15 protein-coding genes are annotated in these 16,769 nt (G+C 69.8%); 9 read left to right on the forward strand and 6 right to left on the reverse strand.

What is annotated here, in order from left to right; genetic code table 11:
* The first annotated feature begins 185 nt into the window (after nt 1–185).
* Nucleotides 186–1,196, forward strand: coding sequence for a hypothetical protein (locus ACFYMU_RS19240; protein WP_388374303.1), 1,011 nt, complete (start codon nt 186–188; stop codon nt 1,194–1,196).
* 164 nt (nt 1,197–1,360) lie between these two features.
* The gene (locus ACFYMU_RS19245; RefSeq protein WP_388374305.1) at nt 1,361–4,507 is read left to right on the forward strand and encodes a DUF3427 domain-containing protein; all 3,147 of its coding nucleotides are present in this window, start codon (nt 1,361–1,363) and stop codon (nt 4,505–4,507) included.
* A gap of 5 nt (nt 4,508–4,512) precedes the next feature.
* Here ACFYMU_RS19245 and ACFYMU_RS19250 read toward each other — a convergent pair whose 3' ends face one another.
* On the reverse strand, nt 4,513–5,163 hold the full coding sequence (locus ACFYMU_RS19250) for an ATP-binding protein (RefSeq protein ID WP_388374551.1): 651 nt from the start codon (nt 5,161–5,163) through the stop codon (nt 4,513–4,515).
* A 214-nt stretch (nt 5,164–5,377) separates the two neighbouring features.
* Between ACFYMU_RS19250 and ACFYMU_RS19255 the strand changes: the two genes are divergently transcribed.
* The 3 genes from ACFYMU_RS19255 to ACFYMU_RS19265 all read left to right on the forward strand — a co-directional run bounded on the left by ACFYMU_RS19255 (nt 5,378) and on the right by ACFYMU_RS19265 (nt 7,084).
* A complete protein-coding gene (locus ACFYMU_RS19255) occupies nt 5,378–6,229 on the forward strand; it encodes a helix-turn-helix domain-containing protein (RefSeq protein WP_388374307.1) in 852 nt (283 codons plus the stop codon).
* A 2-nt stretch (nt 6,230–6,231) separates the two neighbouring features.
* Nucleotides 6,232–6,474, forward strand: coding sequence for a DUF397 domain-containing protein (locus ACFYMU_RS19260; RefSeq protein WP_388374309.1), 243 nt, complete (start codon nt 6,232–6,234; stop codon nt 6,472–6,474).
* A 67-nt stretch (nt 6,475–6,541) separates the two neighbouring features.
* Nucleotides 6,542–7,084, forward strand: a complete 543-nt coding sequence (locus tag ACFYMU_RS19265) for an MOSC domain-containing protein (protein WP_388374311.1) — start codon at nt 6,542–6,544, stop codon at nt 7,082–7,084.
* A gap of 173 nt (nt 7,085–7,257) precedes the next feature.
* Here ACFYMU_RS19265 and ACFYMU_RS19270 read toward each other — a convergent pair whose 3' ends face one another.
* Nucleotides 7,258–7,731, reverse strand: coding sequence for a carboxymuconolactone decarboxylase family protein (locus tag ACFYMU_RS19270; protein WP_388374313.1), 474 nt, complete (start codon nt 7,729–7,731; stop codon nt 7,258–7,260).
* Between the two features lie 182 nt (nt 7,732–7,913).
* Nucleotides 7,914–8,999, reverse strand: a complete 1,086-nt coding sequence (locus ACFYMU_RS19275) for a RimK family alpha-L-glutamate ligase (protein ID WP_388374315.1) — start codon at nt 8,997–8,999, stop codon at nt 7,914–7,916.
* Between the two features lie 269 nt (nt 9,000–9,268).
* Between ACFYMU_RS19275 and ACFYMU_RS19280 the strand changes: the two genes are divergently transcribed.
* A complete protein-coding gene (locus ACFYMU_RS19280; protein ID WP_388374317.1) occupies nt 9,269–11,011 on the forward strand; it encodes an MFS transporter in 1,743 nt (580 codons plus the stop codon).
* Nucleotides 11,012–11,170: 159 nt separating this feature from the next.
* Here ACFYMU_RS19280 and ACFYMU_RS19285 read toward each other — a convergent pair whose 3' ends face one another.
* Together ACFYMU_RS19285 and ACFYMU_RS19290 are read right to left on the reverse strand one after the other, a co-directional pair.
* Nucleotides 11,171–11,554, reverse strand: coding sequence for a DUF2267 domain-containing protein (locus tag ACFYMU_RS19285; RefSeq protein ID WP_388374553.1), 384 nt, complete (start codon nt 11,552–11,554; stop codon nt 11,171–11,173).
* Between the two features lie 430 nt (nt 11,555–11,984).
* Nucleotides 11,985–12,401 carry an Hsp20/alpha crystallin family protein gene (locus ACFYMU_RS19290; RefSeq protein ID WP_388374555.1) on the reverse strand — a complete coding sequence of 139 codons (417 nt, stop codon included), beginning with the start codon at nt 12,399–12,401 and terminating at the stop codon, nt 11,985–11,987.
* 191 nt (nt 12,402–12,592) lie between these two features.
* Here ACFYMU_RS19290 and ACFYMU_RS19295 point away from each other — a divergent pair, with 191 nt between their 5' ends.
* On the forward strand, nt 12,593–12,916 hold the full coding sequence (locus tag ACFYMU_RS19295; RefSeq protein WP_388374319.1) for a hypothetical protein: 324 nt from the start codon (nt 12,593–12,595) through the stop codon (nt 12,914–12,916).
* A gap of 230 nt (nt 12,917–13,146) precedes the next feature.
* Here the strand turns inward: ACFYMU_RS19295 and ACFYMU_RS19300 are convergent, their stop codons facing one another.
* Entirely contained in the window at nt 13,147–14,538 is a 1,392-nt protein-coding gene (locus ACFYMU_RS19300) for a DUF445 domain-containing protein (RefSeq protein WP_388374320.1), read from the reverse strand.
* A gap of 133 nt (nt 14,539–14,671) precedes the next feature.
* On the opposite strand from ACFYMU_RS19300, the gene ACFYMU_RS19305 reads away from it, so the two are divergent.
* Complete coding sequence (locus tag ACFYMU_RS19305) at nt 14,672–15,256, forward strand: IS607 family transposase (RefSeq protein ID WP_388374322.1); 585 nt, start codon at nt 14,672–14,674, stop codon at nt 15,254–15,256.
* Nucleotides 15,253–16,710 carry an IS607 family element RNA-guided endonuclease TnpB gene (gene tnpB, locus ACFYMU_RS19310; RefSeq protein ID WP_388374324.1) on the forward strand — a complete coding sequence of 486 codons (1,458 nt, stop codon included), beginning with the start codon at nt 15,253–15,255 and terminating at the stop codon, nt 16,708–16,710. Before ACFYMU_RS19305 ends, tnpB begins: the two co-directional genes overlap by 4 nt.
* The last annotated feature ends 59 nt before the right edge of the window (nt 16,711–16,769 follow it).

Raw genomic sequence — 16,769 nt, forward strand, 5'->3', positions numbered from 1 at the left:
TGATCACCTGCCGAACCGCCCGCCCGCCGCCCCGGCCGTCGCCGCGCTGCGCGGTCGTCGTCGACGACCTGGCCGCGCCCGGACACCCCGGCCCCGGCCCGCCGTGTCCGGTGGGACGAACCCCTCCGTCCCCCTGGCCTGCGAATCTCTCTCCTCTGTCGGTCGGCGGCAGTACGGTGTCCCCCATGCGCCCCGACACGCCTGCCGAGAACGTCGACCACAACGCCGAAGCAGCGCGCCTGGAGCGGGCCGCCGGTCTGTACCCCGAGGACGTGGAACACCTGCTGCTGCAGGCCGCGGCCCACCGGGAGCTGGCCGGCGACCGCCCCGCCGCGACCGCGCTGTACGACCGTCTGCTGTCCGCTCCCGAGCCGTTGGACAACCCCCACCTCGTACGCGCCCTGAAGGCGTCGAACCTGTGGGAGTACGACCACGAGGCCGAGGCACGGGCGATCATCGAAGGCGTCCGCGCGGCCGCTCCCCGGGACCCGGCCCCCTGGGTGATCGTCGCGGAGTCGCTGGAGTCGCACGACGAACTGGAGGCGGCGGAGGAGACGTTCACAGCGGGCCTGCGCCTCCTGGTCGCCGACGCGGCGAACCCCCCGCAGTCCACCCACCCGCTCCTGTACGGCCGCCACCGGGTCCGCCGCATGCTGGGCGCGCCGCACGACGAGTGGGACACCGTGGCGGACACCCTCCACTCCTCCCGGGTCTCGCTGGACGAGCTCCACGACCCGAAGCGGATCTGGTCCCTCGGCTCGGACAACCCTGCGGAGCTGGAGGCGGAGATCAGCCGCCTGCGCGCGGAACTGGGCGCCTACCGCGAGGCCCTGTCCCGCCCGTTCCCAGTGGCGGTGCTGCACTGGCCGGCGCCCGAACTGGCGGAGCTGGTGGCGGCGTACCCGACACTGACCGCCGAGTACTCCTCCCACGAGGAGCACCTGAGGACGATAGAGGCCTCCCTGAGGGAACTGTCGGCCTCGGGCACGGCGAACCTGGGCATCGTGACCGGCACGGTCCCGTCGTACGAGGCGTTCGCGGCGTCGGAGGGCACGTCACCGGGCGACGTGACGCTGCTACCGCAGTACGCGACGACCCTGGCGGCCAGGGGCCGCGCGGTGGCCTGGCCGCCGGAGCGGGGGGCGGAGTGCTGGTGCGGGTCGGGGCGGGCGTATGAGGGGTGTCACGGGGGCTGAATCCACGCCCTCGTCCCCTCCCTCTGTGGACATCGCGACGTCGGCGACCGAGGCGCGTCGAGGGAGAGCGCGGTCGACGGGCGGATCCGGTCCGCCTCCGGATACCTCGAGGCGCTTGGCAAACCGCTGAGGAACGAATCATTACGAAGGATCAGGGAGTGGTCGTGGGGGGACGGGGGGACCTGTCGCAACCGGTCGCGGGTGTCTACGAGCAGCTCATCACCGAGAGCCTGCACGATCGGATAGAAGCACTCGAAGCGGCCGGGTGGAAGGCGGTCGACTCCGGGGTCAGCGAAGAATCCGCACCCCACGTACTCGCCCGGCACATCGCGCGGGCTGTGGAACGCCGGATGAGTCAGCTGCCGCAGAAGCAGCAGGTGGCGGCCGCGAACCAGATCATGCAGGCGTTGGCTGTCAGCGTGCCTGACCCGGATGAAGACCGGTCGGGCAGCGCCATCGCCGATGGTCCTCGACAGCTGCTGGCGCTCGCTGAGCGGGAGGCGCCCGGCGCCTACGCCATTCGCCCACTCACGCCCCTGTCTGAAACCGCGCTGATCACCAACGCCCCGGACGATCCCAACCTGGGCGCGGAGTTGAGAGCGGAGCTCGCTACGGCAGACCGCGTCGACCTGCTATGCGCGTTTGTGAAGTGGTACGGCATACGGGTCCTTGAGGACTCTCTGCGCGCCGCGAAGGAACGAGGCGTTCCGATCCGCGTCATCACCACCACCTATATCGGCGCCACCGACAGGTATGCGCTGGACCGGCTGGTGCGCGAGTTCGGGGCGGAGGTGAAGGTCAACTACGAGATCAGGTCCACGCGTCTACACGCCAAGGCCTGGCTGTTCCGACGCAACACCGGCTTCGACACGGCGTACGTGGGCAGCTCCAACCTGTCGAAGGCCGCACTGCTCGACGGTCTGGAGTGGAACGTACGTCTGTCGTCGGTCGCCACCCCCAGGGTGCTCGACAAGTTCGAGGCGACCTTCGACGCCTACTGGGCCGACACGGCGTTCGAGGCGTACGACCCCGAACGCGATGGTGAGCGGCTCGCCGAGGCGTTGGCCCAGGCGGGCGGCACCACGTCGGCGGACGAGCTCAAGATCACCCTGTCCGGACTCGAGGTGCGCCCGCTTCCGCACCAGAAGGACATGCTGGAGCGCCTCCGAGTGGAACGGGAGATCCGCGACCGTCACCGGAACCTCCTCGTCGCGGCAACCGGCACCGGCAAGACCGTCATGGCCGCCCTGGACTACCGGAACCTGCGAGACAGGCTCGGCGGAGCACTCCCGCGGCTGCTCTTCATCGCCCATCGCAAGGAGATCCTGAGGCAGTCGCTGCGGACCTATCGCGAAGTCCTCGACGACGCGTCCTTCGGTGAACTGCTCTACAACGGCCAGGAGCCCCGCGACTGGACGCATGTCTTCGCCAGCGTCCAGTCCCTCAACTCCCGACGGCTGGAGCAGTTCGATCCCGAACACTTCGACGCCATCGTCATCGACGAGTTCCACCACGCGACGGGGGACACATACCGACGGATCATCGAGCACTTCGGACCGACCGAACTACTCGGCCTGACCGCGACCCCGGAACGGATGGACGGGCTCAACGTCCAAGACGAGTTCTTCGGCGGGCGCATCGCCGCCGAACTGCGGCTCTGGGAAGCCCTCGAGAACGATCTGCTGTGTCCCTTCCATTACTTCGGGCTCCCGGACGGGACGGATCTGACCAACCTCGGCTGGCGGTCGGGCAGCTATGACCCGGAACAGCTCGGCAACCTCTACACAGGCGACCACGCACGGGCTCGTCTCGTCATCAAGCAGGTCGAGGACAAGATCGCTGACCCGGCCTCTATGCGTGCGCTCGGTTTCTGCGTGACCAAGAAGCACGCACGCTTCATGGCCGAGTGTTTCCGCACAGCGGGCTTCCAAGCCGCAGCGCTCGACAGCGACTCGGCCCCGGCCCTGCGCGAGCGCACGCTCGAGGATCTCAAGGCCGGACGCATCCAGGTGATCTTCTCCGTCGACCTGTTCAACGAGGGGCTCGACATACCCGACGTAGACACACTGCTGCTGTTGCGCCCCACGAACAGCGCGACCGTGTTCCTCCAACAGCTCGGACGCGGGCTGCGCCGTACGCCGAACAAGCCGGTGCTGACGGTGCTCGACTTCATCGGTCAGCATCGAGCCGAGTTCCGCTTCGAGGCGCAGTTCCGGGCTATGACCAACCTCTCTCGCAACCGCCTGGTCGACGCCGTCGAGCACGACTTCCCCCAGTTGCCCTCCGGCTGCCAGATCCTCCTAGAGGGCAAGTCCAAGGATCTCGTCCTCGACAACATCCGCACACAACTCAAGGCCACGATCACGACACTGGCGAAGGAGGTCAGGGAGTACGGCAGGCCCAGGCTGGCCGACTACCTGAGCGAAAGCCGTCGCGAGATCAAGGAACTCTACAAGAGTGACAACTCCTGGACCAAGTTGCTGCGCAAGGCGGGGCTCATCGACCGGGCGGCCCGGTCGGGCGAAGCGGAGCTTCTGAAGCGCGTGCACGCGTTTCTTCACGTCGACGACCCTGAACGGGTCAGGGCTTATCTGCGCATGCTCGCAGACGACACCCCCGACTACGACTCCCTGTCCCCGAAGGAGCAGACGTATGCCCGCATGCTCTTTTTCAATCTGTGGGACAACGCGGGCGGCTTCACCGGATACCGGCAGGGTCTCGAGTCCCTCCGCGCCCAGCCGGTGTTCCGTGACGAGTTGCGGCAGGTCCTGACGTACGTCCTCGACGAAGCCGACCACTTCCCCCTCCCCTTGGAGGGTTCACTCAGCCATGTTCCGCTGAAGATCCACAGCGCCTACAACCGCTCCGAGATCCTCGCGGCTCTCGGGGTTGCGCAACTGGGCGGCCAGATGCCGAGAGACTTCGGTCAGGGTGTGCGATGGGTCGAGGAGATCAAGACCGACGCGCTGCTCATCACGCTGGAGAAAGCCGAGCGGGACTTCTCCCCCACCATCCGCTACAAGGACTACGCGCTCAGCCCCACCCGCTTCCACTGGGAGTCACAGAGCACCACTCCGGAGAACTCCACGACGGGCCTGCGCTACCAGCAGCACGTCCGGCAAGGCAGCCACGTCCTGCTGTTCCTGCGCCGTTACAAGCGCAACAGCATCGGCAAGTCCGAGCCCTGGATGCTCCTCGGCCCGGCCACCTACGTGAAGCACGCCGGCAGCAAGCCCATGGCGATCACTTGGGAACTCCAGCACGAGTTGCCGGCCGATGTGTGGACCTACTCGGCCATCGCCACCAGGTGACGACGTCACGCGAGAGGTTCCCGGACGAGCGCGGAGATCTGCACCTCGAAACGCGCTTGGGCACGGTCCAGGACCTCATCGGCGTCGCAGCCGTGGGCCCGAAGCCAGTGGAGAAAGTCCGTCACGGCGTCGATCACCGTTTCCTGGGCGATCGCCGTGCTCAACCTGCTCGGCGTCGACTCGCGCGGCAGCCGTGCCACCGTATACAGGCTGAGAAGTGCCTCGGCACGGGTGACACCCGCGCCTCCCACATGGCCGTTCGGCGAGGTGAGCCCTGTGGCCAGCTCACACCACGTGACTTTTCGGTCGGGGTGGAGCAGGACACCCCAACGGTCGGCGACGGCCTCCACCAGAGCCATGCCGCGACCTGCCTCGGCGTCGGAGCCCGCATCGAGGAGAGCAGGGAGGGCGCGTGTCTCAGGGTCATGGATCTCGATGCGTAGATGAGTGCCGTTCATGGAGACCGTCAGGGTGGCCGGAGTGCCATGACCGACGTGTGTGATGACGTTGGACACCAGCTCGCTGACGCAAAGTTGAGCCTGATCGACAAGGTCATGCAATCCCCAGCTCCCTAGATGCAGCCGCATGATGCGGCGCAAGGCGGCCACCTCCACGGGTTCAGCAGTGAAGGCCACGTGCCACGGCTTTCGTGACATGCAGGGTTCCTGGCTCACGAAGACCTCCCTCGTCTCAGATCGCCGGGCAGAGATGCGAAGCGTTACGAGCGCTCACGGCGAGTTGTGCTGCTATCAGAGTGAGGTGCGCGCATCCCTTCATGCAATGTGCAGGGCGAGATTCCCACTTCCGAGTGATTGGCAAGAGCAAGCTCTGGCGCAAGACTGAATGCTCGCTGACTGAAGGTGAGTTGAGATGGCAGGTTCTCCGACGGCACGCCGCCGCCGTCTCTCCATCGAGTTGAAGAAGCTTCGCGAGACGAGCGAGTTGACCTGCGCTCAGGTCGGTGAAGCCTTGGACTGGAGCGGTTCCAAGGTCAACAGGATGGAGACGGGCAGCGGCAGGATCCAGCCCTCCGACATCGACGCCCTATGCCGGTTCTACGGCACCAGCGACGAGATGCGTGAGTTCCTGAAGTCCCTGGCTCGACAGGCGAAGACGCGAGGCTGGTGGCAAGTCCACGGCGGCACGGGCGTACCCGAATGGTTCAACATCTACATCGGCTTGGAACAGGACGCCTCCACGCTTCGCCAGTATCAGTGCGAGCTACTCCCCGGGCTCATGCAGACGACCGCATACGCCACCGAGCTCCACCGGACGGGTGCGCACATGTCTTCCGAGGACATCGACCGGGCGGTACGTGTGCGCATGGAGCGCCAGACCCTGCTGACTCGCCCCTCGGCCCCGGACGCCTGGTTCATTGTGAGCGAGGGCGCTGTCCGCAATGTCATCGGGGACCGACCGCTGATGCGGGAACAGCTCGAGCGCGTCCTTGAGTCAACCGAGTTGCCCAGCGTGACACTGCAAGTTCTTCCTTTCGACTCGGGTAGCTATCCGGCCACGGGCTCCTTCACCATGCTCGGCTTCCCCGATCAAGGAGATCCGGACATCGTGTACCGCGACGGCATCACGGATGCGATCTATCTGGAGGGTGAGCATCATGTGCGTGAGTACACCAGGGCCTTCGACGGTCTCCGAGCCGCCGCTCTGAGTCCTCAGCGCTCCAGCCGACTGATCAAGTCCATCCTGAAGGAATACGCGAACTGAGCATGACAGAGACCCAGGGGGGCGACCGCCCGATATGGTCCACATCGTCGTACAGCAACGGTGCGGGCGGTGAATGCGTCGAGTGCGCGGCCACGGTCGAAGGCGCTCTTGTCCGCGATTCCAAGCACAGGGACGGGCCCGTCGTCACCGTGGGGGCGCAAGCGTGGCGTCACTTCGTAGGGTCCATGGCTGCGGGTGAGGCGGGCCGCCGGGGCGAGTCACCCAGCCGACTGATCGGCGGTTGAGCGTGATCCGTGAGCACAGAGGTTTAGGCTCTTGGCCGATCATCGCCGAGCGGAGGGGGACAGGGCCATGAGCGGAGTGGTAAGGGCCGTCAGTAGGAACGAGGAGTACTCGTTCACCAAGCCGAACCGGGAGAGCATCACGCTGCTCGTCGGGCTCGGTGTCGAAGGCGATGTTCACGCCGGGGTGACGGTCAAGCACCGCTCGCGCGTGGCGCAGGACCCCACGCAGCCGAATCTGCGCCAGGTCCACCTCATGCACGAGGAGCTCTTCGAGGAGCTCGGCGCGACGGGGTTCCGGGTGGCCGCCGGGGAACTCGGCGAGAACGTCACCACCCGCGGCATCGACCTGCTCGGCCTGCCCGTGGGCGCCCTGCTCCGGATCGGCGGGGAAGCCGTGGTCGAGGTGACCGGGTTGCGGAACCCCTGTCTGCAGATCGACGCCTTCCAGGACGGCCTGCTGAGGCAGGTCGTCGGCCGTGACGGCGACGGGAACGTCGTACGCAAGGCAGGGATCATGGGCATCGTGCGGCAGGGAGGTGTGGTGCGCCCCGGCGACGCGGTCGAGGTGGAGCTCCCGGAGGGGCCGCATCGGCCGTTGGAACGGGTCTGAGACGGGTCGGGACAGAGCTCGTGCACGTCCCGTTCCGGTGGCCGGCGTAGGGGGAGCGGCGGAGTCCGGGGGCCGGTACCGCTCGCAGGCGGTACCGGCCCCCGGGCTCGGTGGTGGTGGTCGGCCGGTCGTGGTCGGCTCGCCGGGATCCGCCCGGCGGCGGCCGGGTGTGGTCAGCCGAACTGGCCCGGCTGGTAGTCGCCCGCGGGCTGCCGGATGATGACGTTCATGCGGTTGTAGGTGTTGATGAGGGCGATGAGCGACACCAGGGCGGCGAGCTGGTCCTCGTCGTAGTGCTTGGCGGCGTTCGCCCACGCCTCGTCGGTGACCCCGCCCGCGGCGTCGGCGATGCGGGTGCCCTGCTCCGTCAGTTCCAGGGCGGCCCGCTCGGCCTCGGTGAAGACCGTCGCCTCCCGCCAGGCCGCCACCAGGTTGAGGCGCAACGAGGTCTCCCCGGCATGCGCGGCGTCCTTGGTGTGCATGTCGGTGCAGAAGCCGCAGCCGTTGATCTGGCTGGCGCGGATCTTCACCAGTTCCTGTGTCGCGGCAGGAAGCGGCGAGTCCGAGACGACCTTGCCCGCCGAGTTGATGTACTTCGCGAACTTGGCCGCGACGGAGTTGCCGTAGAAGTTGAGACGGGCGTCCATGATGATCTCCTTGCTGTGCGTCGACGGTTACACAGCTCTGACGGGTCAACTCGGGAAGATGTGACAGCCGGACGGGCGGATGGGTGTGATGTGCGTCTCTCGTTCCGCGGGAGGTCGATGAGCGTGACCAGCGGGGTGCCGCCGGAGTGCCCGCGCACGCTCGTGGTACTCGCGGTAGGCGACTACGCACGCCGCCGGGCGCCGATCGGCCTTTCGGGGTCCCCGTCGGTGAGGATGAGGCCCGTGTCCGGCGTGGCCGTCCTCAGGTCCTGGCGGGCGCTCGGCGGCCCGCCGAGGTGATGGGTGATCAAGTCGGCGATCAGCGTGCAGAGTTCGCGGGCGAGCGAGCGCCTCGCGGTCGCGAACAGGTCCGGGTAGAGGCCGGGGAAGGTGTTCTCGTCCACGATGACGGGCCGGCCGTCACACTGGATCAGGTCGAAGCCGACCAGTGGCAGACACAGCGCCTGCTGGGCGAGCCGGGCGATGCGGGCGTGCCCCGGGGGCACCTCGCAGCGGTCGACGTCGCCGCCCGCCCTCTCCGGGTCGTACACCTTCCAGGCGTCGGCGGACAGGCGGGCGAAGCGGTGGCGGCGCTTGCGGTAGCCGTACATCAGCGTGCCGTTGATGAGGGTCGTGCCGACCCAGTCCCCGGGGCCGTGGGGGTAGAAGCGCTCCAGGAGGAGGGTGTCCTCCGCGGTGGCCGCGAGGGTGCTGTCCAGGTAGCCCGCCAGGTCCCGCAGGGTGGCGAAGTCCTCGATCAGCAGCACCCCGTGGCCGAAGGCGCCCCGCCGGGGTTTCAGCAGGGCGCGGCCCCACTCCTCGATGACGGGTGCGGCGGCGGCCGTGTTGCGGTGGTCGACCAGGACCGTGTCGGGGACGGGAAGGCCGGCCCGCGACAGGCACAGGTGTGCCCGGTACTTGTCGAGGCCGGTCGCGAAACGCTCCGGGTCGGGGACAACCGGTGTGTCCTGGCTGAGCGTTCGCAGGGCCTCCAGGGCATAGCCGGCGGGCTCCCGGGCCATCCGGGCGTACCAGATGTAGAGGTCGAGGTCGCTGAGGCACACGTCGTCGCAGTACACCTTGCCGTTGCGGACGCACGATCGGCGGATGTCCAGGTCGTGGAGGAACTCGACGCCGCTGATCTCCGGCAGGAGGCTCATCAGCAGCGTGTGGTCGTCCGGCGGAATCTTGCCCGCTCCCGCAGGGGCGGACGGCGGACCCGTCCCGCCGGGGGACGCGGGCGGCAGGAAGGTGCCTACTCTCGGCATGGCGCGATGCCCTTCGGGAGGCGCTCCAGGCGCTCTCTTCAGCGCAGCACATCCCGACCGGGGGCGCATCTCGGCGGCCGGGAGCCCGCCGTACCGGTGCCGCTCGCGTGCTCTGGCGCGTCCCGCAACGCCACGGGTGTGCGGGGCGTGCACCCTGGACCGGGACGAAGGCGGAGGCGGGTGCCGGTCCGGCGGGCGGGGCACGCCTCCGGCGGTGCCCGGCAGGGCGGTCGGTGCCCGGCAGGGCGGTCGGAGCGCGGGACGGAAGCGTGGAGCGGCGACACGGAGGGTGGCGGATCAGGGGACCGGCCGGGCCGGAAGCGCCGTCGGGCCTCAGGACGCTGTTCCTCCTGTGCACCGTCCAGAACCTCGTGATCAACTACGCCTCGACCGCCCTGAACGTGGCACTGTCGGCGCTGGTCAGGGGCCTGGATACATCGCTGACCGGGGTGCAGTCGGCCATCTCGCTGTACTCGCTGGTGGTCGCCGCGTTCCTGATCACCGGGAGCAAGCTCGGGGCGCGCCACGGGCACCGCCGGATCTTCGTCGCCGGTGGCGAGATCTTCGTCCTGGGCGCGCTGATCGCCGCCTCGGGCCCCTCGCTGCCGTTCCTGCTGGTCGGCTGGTCGCTGCTGCAGGGGATCGGTGTGGCGCTGATGCTTCCGGCGGTGCTGTCGATGCTCACCGCCGCCTTCACCGGCGCCACGCGCACGCGGGTGCTGTCCGCGCTGGCCACGACCTCCGGGATCGGGGCGGCGGCCGGTCCCGTGGTGGGTGGCCTGATCACCAACTACCTGGGCTGGCGGGTGTCGTTCCTCCTGGAGACCGTGGTCACGCTGACCGTGGTGCTGCTCATGCGGCGGACCGCGGAGACCGGCCGGGGTCCTGCGGTCGCCGGCCCCCATCCCCGCAACGAACAGTCGTTCGATGTTCTCGGGGCGACACTGTCCGCCGCCGGATTCGGCCTGCTCGTGGTCGCCACCCTGCTGTCGGGGCGGTACGGGCTGCTCAGGGCCCGGCAGGACTTCGTGGCGTTCGGCCATACGCTGCTCCACCGCGGCCGGCTGTCACCCGTCGTGCTGATCGGCGGCATCGGGCTGGTGGTTCTGCTGGCGTTCGTGTGGTGGGAGCGCCGCTTGGTCCGGATCGGACGGGACCCGCTGGTGCGCGTCTCCGTGCTGCGCAACCGCACGGTACGGGCGGGGACCGAGACCCAGGTGATGCAGATCCTGGTGCCCAGCGGCATGCTCTTCCTGGTGCCGGTCTTTCTGCAGACGACCCTCGGCTTCGACGCGCTGCGCAGCGGGATCACGCTGATCACGGTGACCGTGGGGCTCACGGTGGCGGCCTCGGTGGTCGCCCGGCTCATCGCCCGCGGACGGATGACGCACCGCGCCGCGGCGATGGGGATCTTCCTCTTCATGGGCGCGGGCTGCGTCGCGACCGCCGTCCTGTTCCATCCGCACGAACAGCGGGTGTCGGCCGTGGGCCTGGCCCTCGCGCCGGGTCTGCTCCTCATCGGGTTCGGCCGGGGCCTGGCCACGACGGTGACCGACCTCGTCCAGTCGGCACCGCCACCGGACGAGGTGAGCGATGTGACGGGGGTGTCGCGCACCGCCGGTTATCTCGGCAGCTCGTTCGGGGTCGCGCTCGCCGGCACGTTCATGACCACGGCGCTGCTGCTGGCGTTCGAGGCCGGGACGGACGCCAGCGGCGTTCTGTCCGCCGGTCAGAAGCGGCTGGTCCAGCAGACGCTCGAGCACCAGGTCCAGATCGCCGCGGCGAGCGACGACGCCCTGCGCGCGAAGCTCGCCTCACGCGGTGTCACGGGCGCCACGGCCGAGGAGATCGTGCGGATCAACGCCCGGGCCCGGGGCCAGGCGCTGACCGTCGCGGCCACCGGCATGGCTGTGCTGGCGCTGGCCGGATTCCTGGTGGCACGACGCGTTCCCCGCGAAGGCACGCCCCGCGAGGGCACCCGCGCTGCCGACGCGGGCCACCCGGCCGGCTGACGCCACCGTCGCATCGGATGAGCCGGCCGGGCGGAGGCTCCGGGAGCCACGGGGCGGCAGGGGCACGGGGCCGCAGGGGCGGAGCCGCACGGGCCGCGGGCCGCACGGGCCACGGGAGCCATGGGAGCCACGGGGCCGCAGGGGCCACGGGCCCGGGTGTCAGGCCGCCGGTGTCAGTTCCGCCTTTCCGAACAGCAGCGCGTATCCGGAGGGGAGGTGGCGCAGGATCCGGTCGGTCAGGTCGTCGCCCACGAGGCCGGGCAGCGTGCAGAGGACCGCGCCGACGTCCCAGCGTGCCGTCGCCGGTGTGGAGCCCTCGATGCGGGCGGCGGCCGCGTCCACGAACTCGGGGGCCGTCAGCGGGCGCGTCACCGGGATCTGGGAGGCGATCAGGTGTGCCGCCTCCTCGGGGAGCCTGCGGACGAGTTCCACCCGCTCGTCGCCGATGACGTGGCCGCCGAGGGCGGAGAGCACGATGCGGGTGATGCGCTCGGCCTCCCTGGTGGTCGTGTACTGGCCGGACTCCTTGACGGCCTCGATCAGCCGAGCCCAGCGCGGGCGGGGCGGCGCCGTGTCCGTCCCGGTGGTCGTGGTCGCCGCGGTCCCGGTCCCGTCCACCGTGGCGATGGCAGGGCTCGGACTGCCGTCCAGGTCCGGTGCGCCGGCCGGGGACGTCGCCGTGGCCCGGCTCGCGGTGGCCGCGCCGGGTGCACCGAGGGTGCTCGCCACCGCGTCCATCGCCGTGTCCGTCGCCGTGTCCGTCGCCGCGTTCGTCGCCGTGTCCGTCGCCGTGTCCGTCGCCGCGTTCGTCGCCGCGTTCGTCGCCGTGTCCGTCGCCGCGTTCGTCGTGGTCGTACTCATCCTGCGGGTACTCCTCCGTCTTGCTTCCCCACCCGGTCCCCTCCCGGGTACCCCGGTCACGGGGCCGCCCCGCGTGTGCGCACCCGCGGGGCGGCTCCGGCTTCTGCGGTCGTCAGCTGCTGAGCTGCTTCTGGCCACCCGTGATCTGGATGCGCCGCGGCTTGGCTTCCTCGGCGACGGGGATGCGGAGGGTCAGGACGCCGGCGTCGTACGAGGCGTCGATGCGCTCCGTGTCCAGGGTGTCGCCCAGGAACAGCTGCCGGGTGAAGGTTCCGGTGGGGCGCTCGGCCGCGATCATCTCGGCGCCCTCGGGGGCCGCGGAACGGCGTTCGGCACGGACGTTCAGAACATGGCGTTCGACGTCCAGTTCGATCGTCTCGGGGTCGATGCCGGGGAGGTCGAAGTGGACGACGAGGTCGTCCCCGGACCGGTAGGCGTCCATCTGCATCGCGGCGGGGCGCGTGGTGGAACCGAAGACCTGTTGCGCGAGGCGGTCGAGTTCACGGAACTGGTCGGTACGCATGAGCATCACGGGTCACTCCCTTCGTGAGGTGCTGGGTGCGATGCCCTGACGACTTCTTATATAGCGCGAAGACAGAAAGTTGACAACCTAGGGCTCAAGGCTATGGGTTTGTGCGTGTCTTCCCAGGTGGGAGGTGGTGTCGGTTAGCCTCGGTGCACGGAACGATCAGGAGACCCACGAGCAGGAGGCAAACAGCGATGGCGAAGGTTCCTACGGCAGTGGTGGCCGCGAGCGGGCTCGTCGGCGGGTACGCGGTCGCCCGCTGGAGCAGGAAGCGGCAGCTGGGCGGGGCCGTGCTGGCCGTCGCGGGGGCCGCGGCCGCCCAGCGGTGGCGGCGCCAGGCCGGGGGCGCGGCGGCCGGGGCGCTGACCGCCGCGTACGTCGCCGCGTTCGCGGGCTCGCACCCGCTGGCCAAGAAGGTGGGCGCCTGGCCCTCCGTGTTCGGGGTCGCCGGAGCCGTGGCACTGGCCTCATGGGCCGTGGCCGACCGACGCAGCACGGACCGCGCACACCGCGCCTAGTGCTGTGGCCGGGAAGGTTCGCCGGAAAGCTCGCGGCGTTCGGTGCCGGGGGCACCTCCCGCGCCCTTCGGGCTGCGGGGGAGCATCGCAAGGCGGAGTGTCGCCCGCGTACCGGATGTACACGGGTGATGCGACAACGCGGCGGTGGCCACCCCTCCCGCGCGAGCGCAGCCGAGCGCGGGGGAGCCGTGCCGGGCGCCGCGAGCCGGCGAACCTTCCCGGCCACAGCACTACGCTCCGAGCGCCCGCGACAGGGTGTAGATCAGCAGGCCGGCGAGGGAGCCGACCACTGTGCCGTTGATCCGGATGAACTGCAGGTCGCGGCCGATGTGCGCCTCGATCTTCCGCGTGGTGTGCTCGGCGTCCCAGCCGGCGACCGTGTCCGTGATGAGCGAGGTGATCTCCGTGCGGTACGTCGTCACGACGTGCACCGCCACTCCTTCCACCCACCCGTCCACCTTGGCCTGCGTCTTGGGTTCGGTCGCCATGCGGACACCCAGGGACAGCAGCGAGGCGCGCACGCGCAGCCGCAGCTCGCTGCGCTCGTCCTCGGCCGCCGAGACGATCATGGAACGGACGGCCGTCCAGGCGGAGGCGATCAGGTCCTGGACCTCGCCGCGGGCGAGCACCTCCGTCTTCAGCCGCTCCACGCGTGCGCGGGTGTCGGTGTCGGACTGCAGGTCGGAGGCGAAGTCGGTGAGGAACCGGTCGAGTGCGCCGCGCGCCGGGTGGGAGGGCGCGTCGCGCATCTCGGTGACGAAGCGGAGCAGTTCCTTGTAGACCCGCTCGCCGATCTTCCTGTCGACGAAACGGGGGGTCCAGCCCGGCGCGCCGCCCTGGACGGCGTCCATGACCTGCTGGTCGTGCAGGATGAGCCAGTCGTGGGCGCGGACGCAGATCAGGTCGACGACCCGCTTGTGGCCGCCGTCCGCGACGACCTTCTCCAGCATCTTGCCGAGGCCGGGCGCGATCTCCTGGGCGTCGGCGCGGCGGGTGACGGCCTCGCCGACCACCGCCTGGACGTCGGAGTCGCGCAGCACGGTCAGCGCGCCTCTCAGTGCCGTCGCCAGCTCCGCCGTCACCCGCTCCGCGTGCTCCGGCTCGGCGAGCCAGGCGCCCAGGCGGCTGCCCGTTCCGACGGCGCGCAGGCGCTGCCGGACGACGTCCTCGGAGAGGAAGTTCTCGCCGACGAACTCGCCCAGGGAGACGCCGAGCTGGTCCTTCTTGGTGGGGATGATCGCCGTGTGCGGGATGGGCAGGCCGAGCGGGTGCCGGAAGAGCGCGGTGACCGCGAACCAGTCGGCGAGCGCGCCGACCATGCCGGCCTCGGCGGCCGCCGCCACATACGCGGCCCAGGGGCCCGCGCCCGATTCCTGCGCCCACTTGGCGAGGGCGTACACGAGCGCCACGAGGAGCAGCAGGCCGGTCGCCGTGCTCTTCATCCGGCGTACGCCGCGGCGCTTCTCCTCGTCGGCGGGGCTGAAGGACGTCATCGCCCGGCTCGTGACGGACATCGTCGCCCGGCCCATGGCGGCGCCGGGGCGAGCTCGCCGCCCCGGGGCCGCCGCGTCGTCCGTCTTCCTGCTCTCCATCCGCTCCACCCGTTCGCATCCCCCGTACACATTGTCTCTTCCCGACCGACTCCCGGAACGGAACGGGAGTTCCCGGCATCTGCGCCCAGAGGGTGAAGGGTGCTACAGATTTTCTAGCCATTCGTAGTCACCTCTAGTCGTATATCTCGAATATCTTGGTCTGGTGAAACTTTCGGAGTGGGCACGGCAGCAGGGCGTGAGCTATCAGACCGCCTGGCGATGGGTGAAGGACGGGAAGATGCCCGTTCCGGTCAGCCAGGCGCCGTCCGGAACGTGGCTGGTCGCTGAGCCCGCTCCGGCCGTCCGTGCGGCCTCGGGGCGTGTGGTGGCGTACTGCCGCGTGTCGTCCGTTGACCGGAAGGCCGATCTTGAGCGGCAGGCCGCTCGGGTCGTGTCCGGCGCGAACGGGCTGGGCCTGGCCGTCGCCGAGGTCGTCACCGAGGTGGGATCCGGGTTGAACGGCAGGCGCCGCAAGCTGCACCGCCTGCTGTCCGACCCGCAGGCGGCGGTGATCGTGGTCGAGCATCGTGACCGGCTGGCCCGGTTCGGCGTCGAGCATCTCGAAGCCGTCCTGTCGGCGTCCGGGCGGCGTCTGGTCGTCCTCGACCCCACCGAGACCGCTGACGACCTGGTGCGGGACATCACCGAGGTGCTCACGTCGATGTGCGCCCGCCTGTACGGGCGACGGGCGGCGAAAGACCGCGCCGCCCGCGCGGTGGCCGTGGCGACCGGCGAGGCCGCCGAGTGAAGAAGTTCCAGGCACAGCCCGGCTTCGTGGTCCAGGCATACCGGTTCGCTCTGGACCCGAATGCCGGCCAGGAAGCCGCGCTGCGTTCGCACTGCGGCGCGGCGCGTGCCGCCTACAACTGGGCGGTCGGCTGGGTCGAGGCGTCGTGGTGGCAGCGCCGTGCGGAGGAGTCCTACGGCGTCGCCGAGGAGGCCCTGACGCCCTGGCGGCCGTGGTCGCTGCCCGCGCTCAGGAAGGCGTTCAACGAGGTCAAGCACACCGACCCGAGGTTCGCGGCCTGGTGGCAGGAGAACTCGAAGGAGGCGTACTCCACCGGTCTCGCGAACGCCGCCGTTGCATTCGACAACTACGCCAAGTCGAAGCGGGGCAAGCGCAAGGGCCGCGCGGTGGGTATGCCGCGGTTCAAGTCGAAGCGGAAGGCACACCTGTCCTGCCGGTTCACCACCGGCACGATCCGCGTGGACGCCGACGGCCGGCACGTCACGCTGCCCCGCCTGGGCGCGATCCGCACGCATGAGCCCACGGCGAAGCTCCTCGACCGTGTCCAGGGCGGGACGGCCCGGATCCTGTCCGCGACGGTGCGGCACGAGCGCGGACGCTGGTTCGTGTCCTTCCAGGCGGAGGTGAAACGCGACCTGGTCCGCGTCACGCGGCCGGATGCCGCGGTAGGCATCGACCTTGGGGTGAAGACCCTCGCGGTCATGGCCGACAGTACTGGCGAGATCCGCACCGCGCCCCATCCCGGCCACTACGACCGGGCGCGCAAGCAGTTGCGCCGCGCCTCCCGCGTCGTGTCCCGACGCCAGGGTCCCGACCGGCGCACCGGACAACAGCCGTCGAAGCGGTGGGAGAAGGCCAACGCCCAGCGGAACAAGGTCCACCACCGCGTGGCGAACCTCCGCGAAGACGCCCTGCACAAGCTCACCACCACCGTCGCGGCCGAGTACGGCACCGTCGTGGTCGAAGACCTCAACGTCGCCGGCATGTTGAAGAACCGGCGCCTCGCACGGCGTATCGCCGACGCCGGATTCGGCGAGATCCGCCGCCAGCTCGACCACAAGACCCGCCAGCGCCACGCCACCCACACCATCGTGGCGAACCGCTGGTACCCGTCTTCGAAGACCTGTTCCGGGTGCGGCGCAGTGAAGGCCAAGCTGCCGCTGCACGTGCGGACGTACGAATGCGACGCCTGCGGTCTGGTCCTCGACCGGGACGACAACGCCGCACTCAACCTCGCCGCCCTCGCGGCAGCCTGCGTGACTGGTACCGGAGTGGCCGGAGACCAGGACACCGCCCCGGCGGTGTCGAAGCCTCGTGGAGCCGACCAGAAGACCCGCGCCACCCGCACCCGCCGCAAGGCGGAGGCGGGGCGGGCAGGTGGCGCAACCCTGCCGCACCAGCGGCAGCCGGAAGCGAGAGACCGTACTCAAGCAGAGCCCCTGACGCTCTGGTGACGAGACGGACTTTCCGGGCAGAAATGCCCGGAAAGCCGAGACCTGACTACGGTCTCGGC

The sequence above is a fragment of the Streptomyces sp. NPDC007264 genome (assembly GCF_042869095.1).
Classification (GTDB): Bacteria; Actinomycetota; Actinomycetes; order Streptomycetales; family Streptomycetaceae; genus Streptomyces.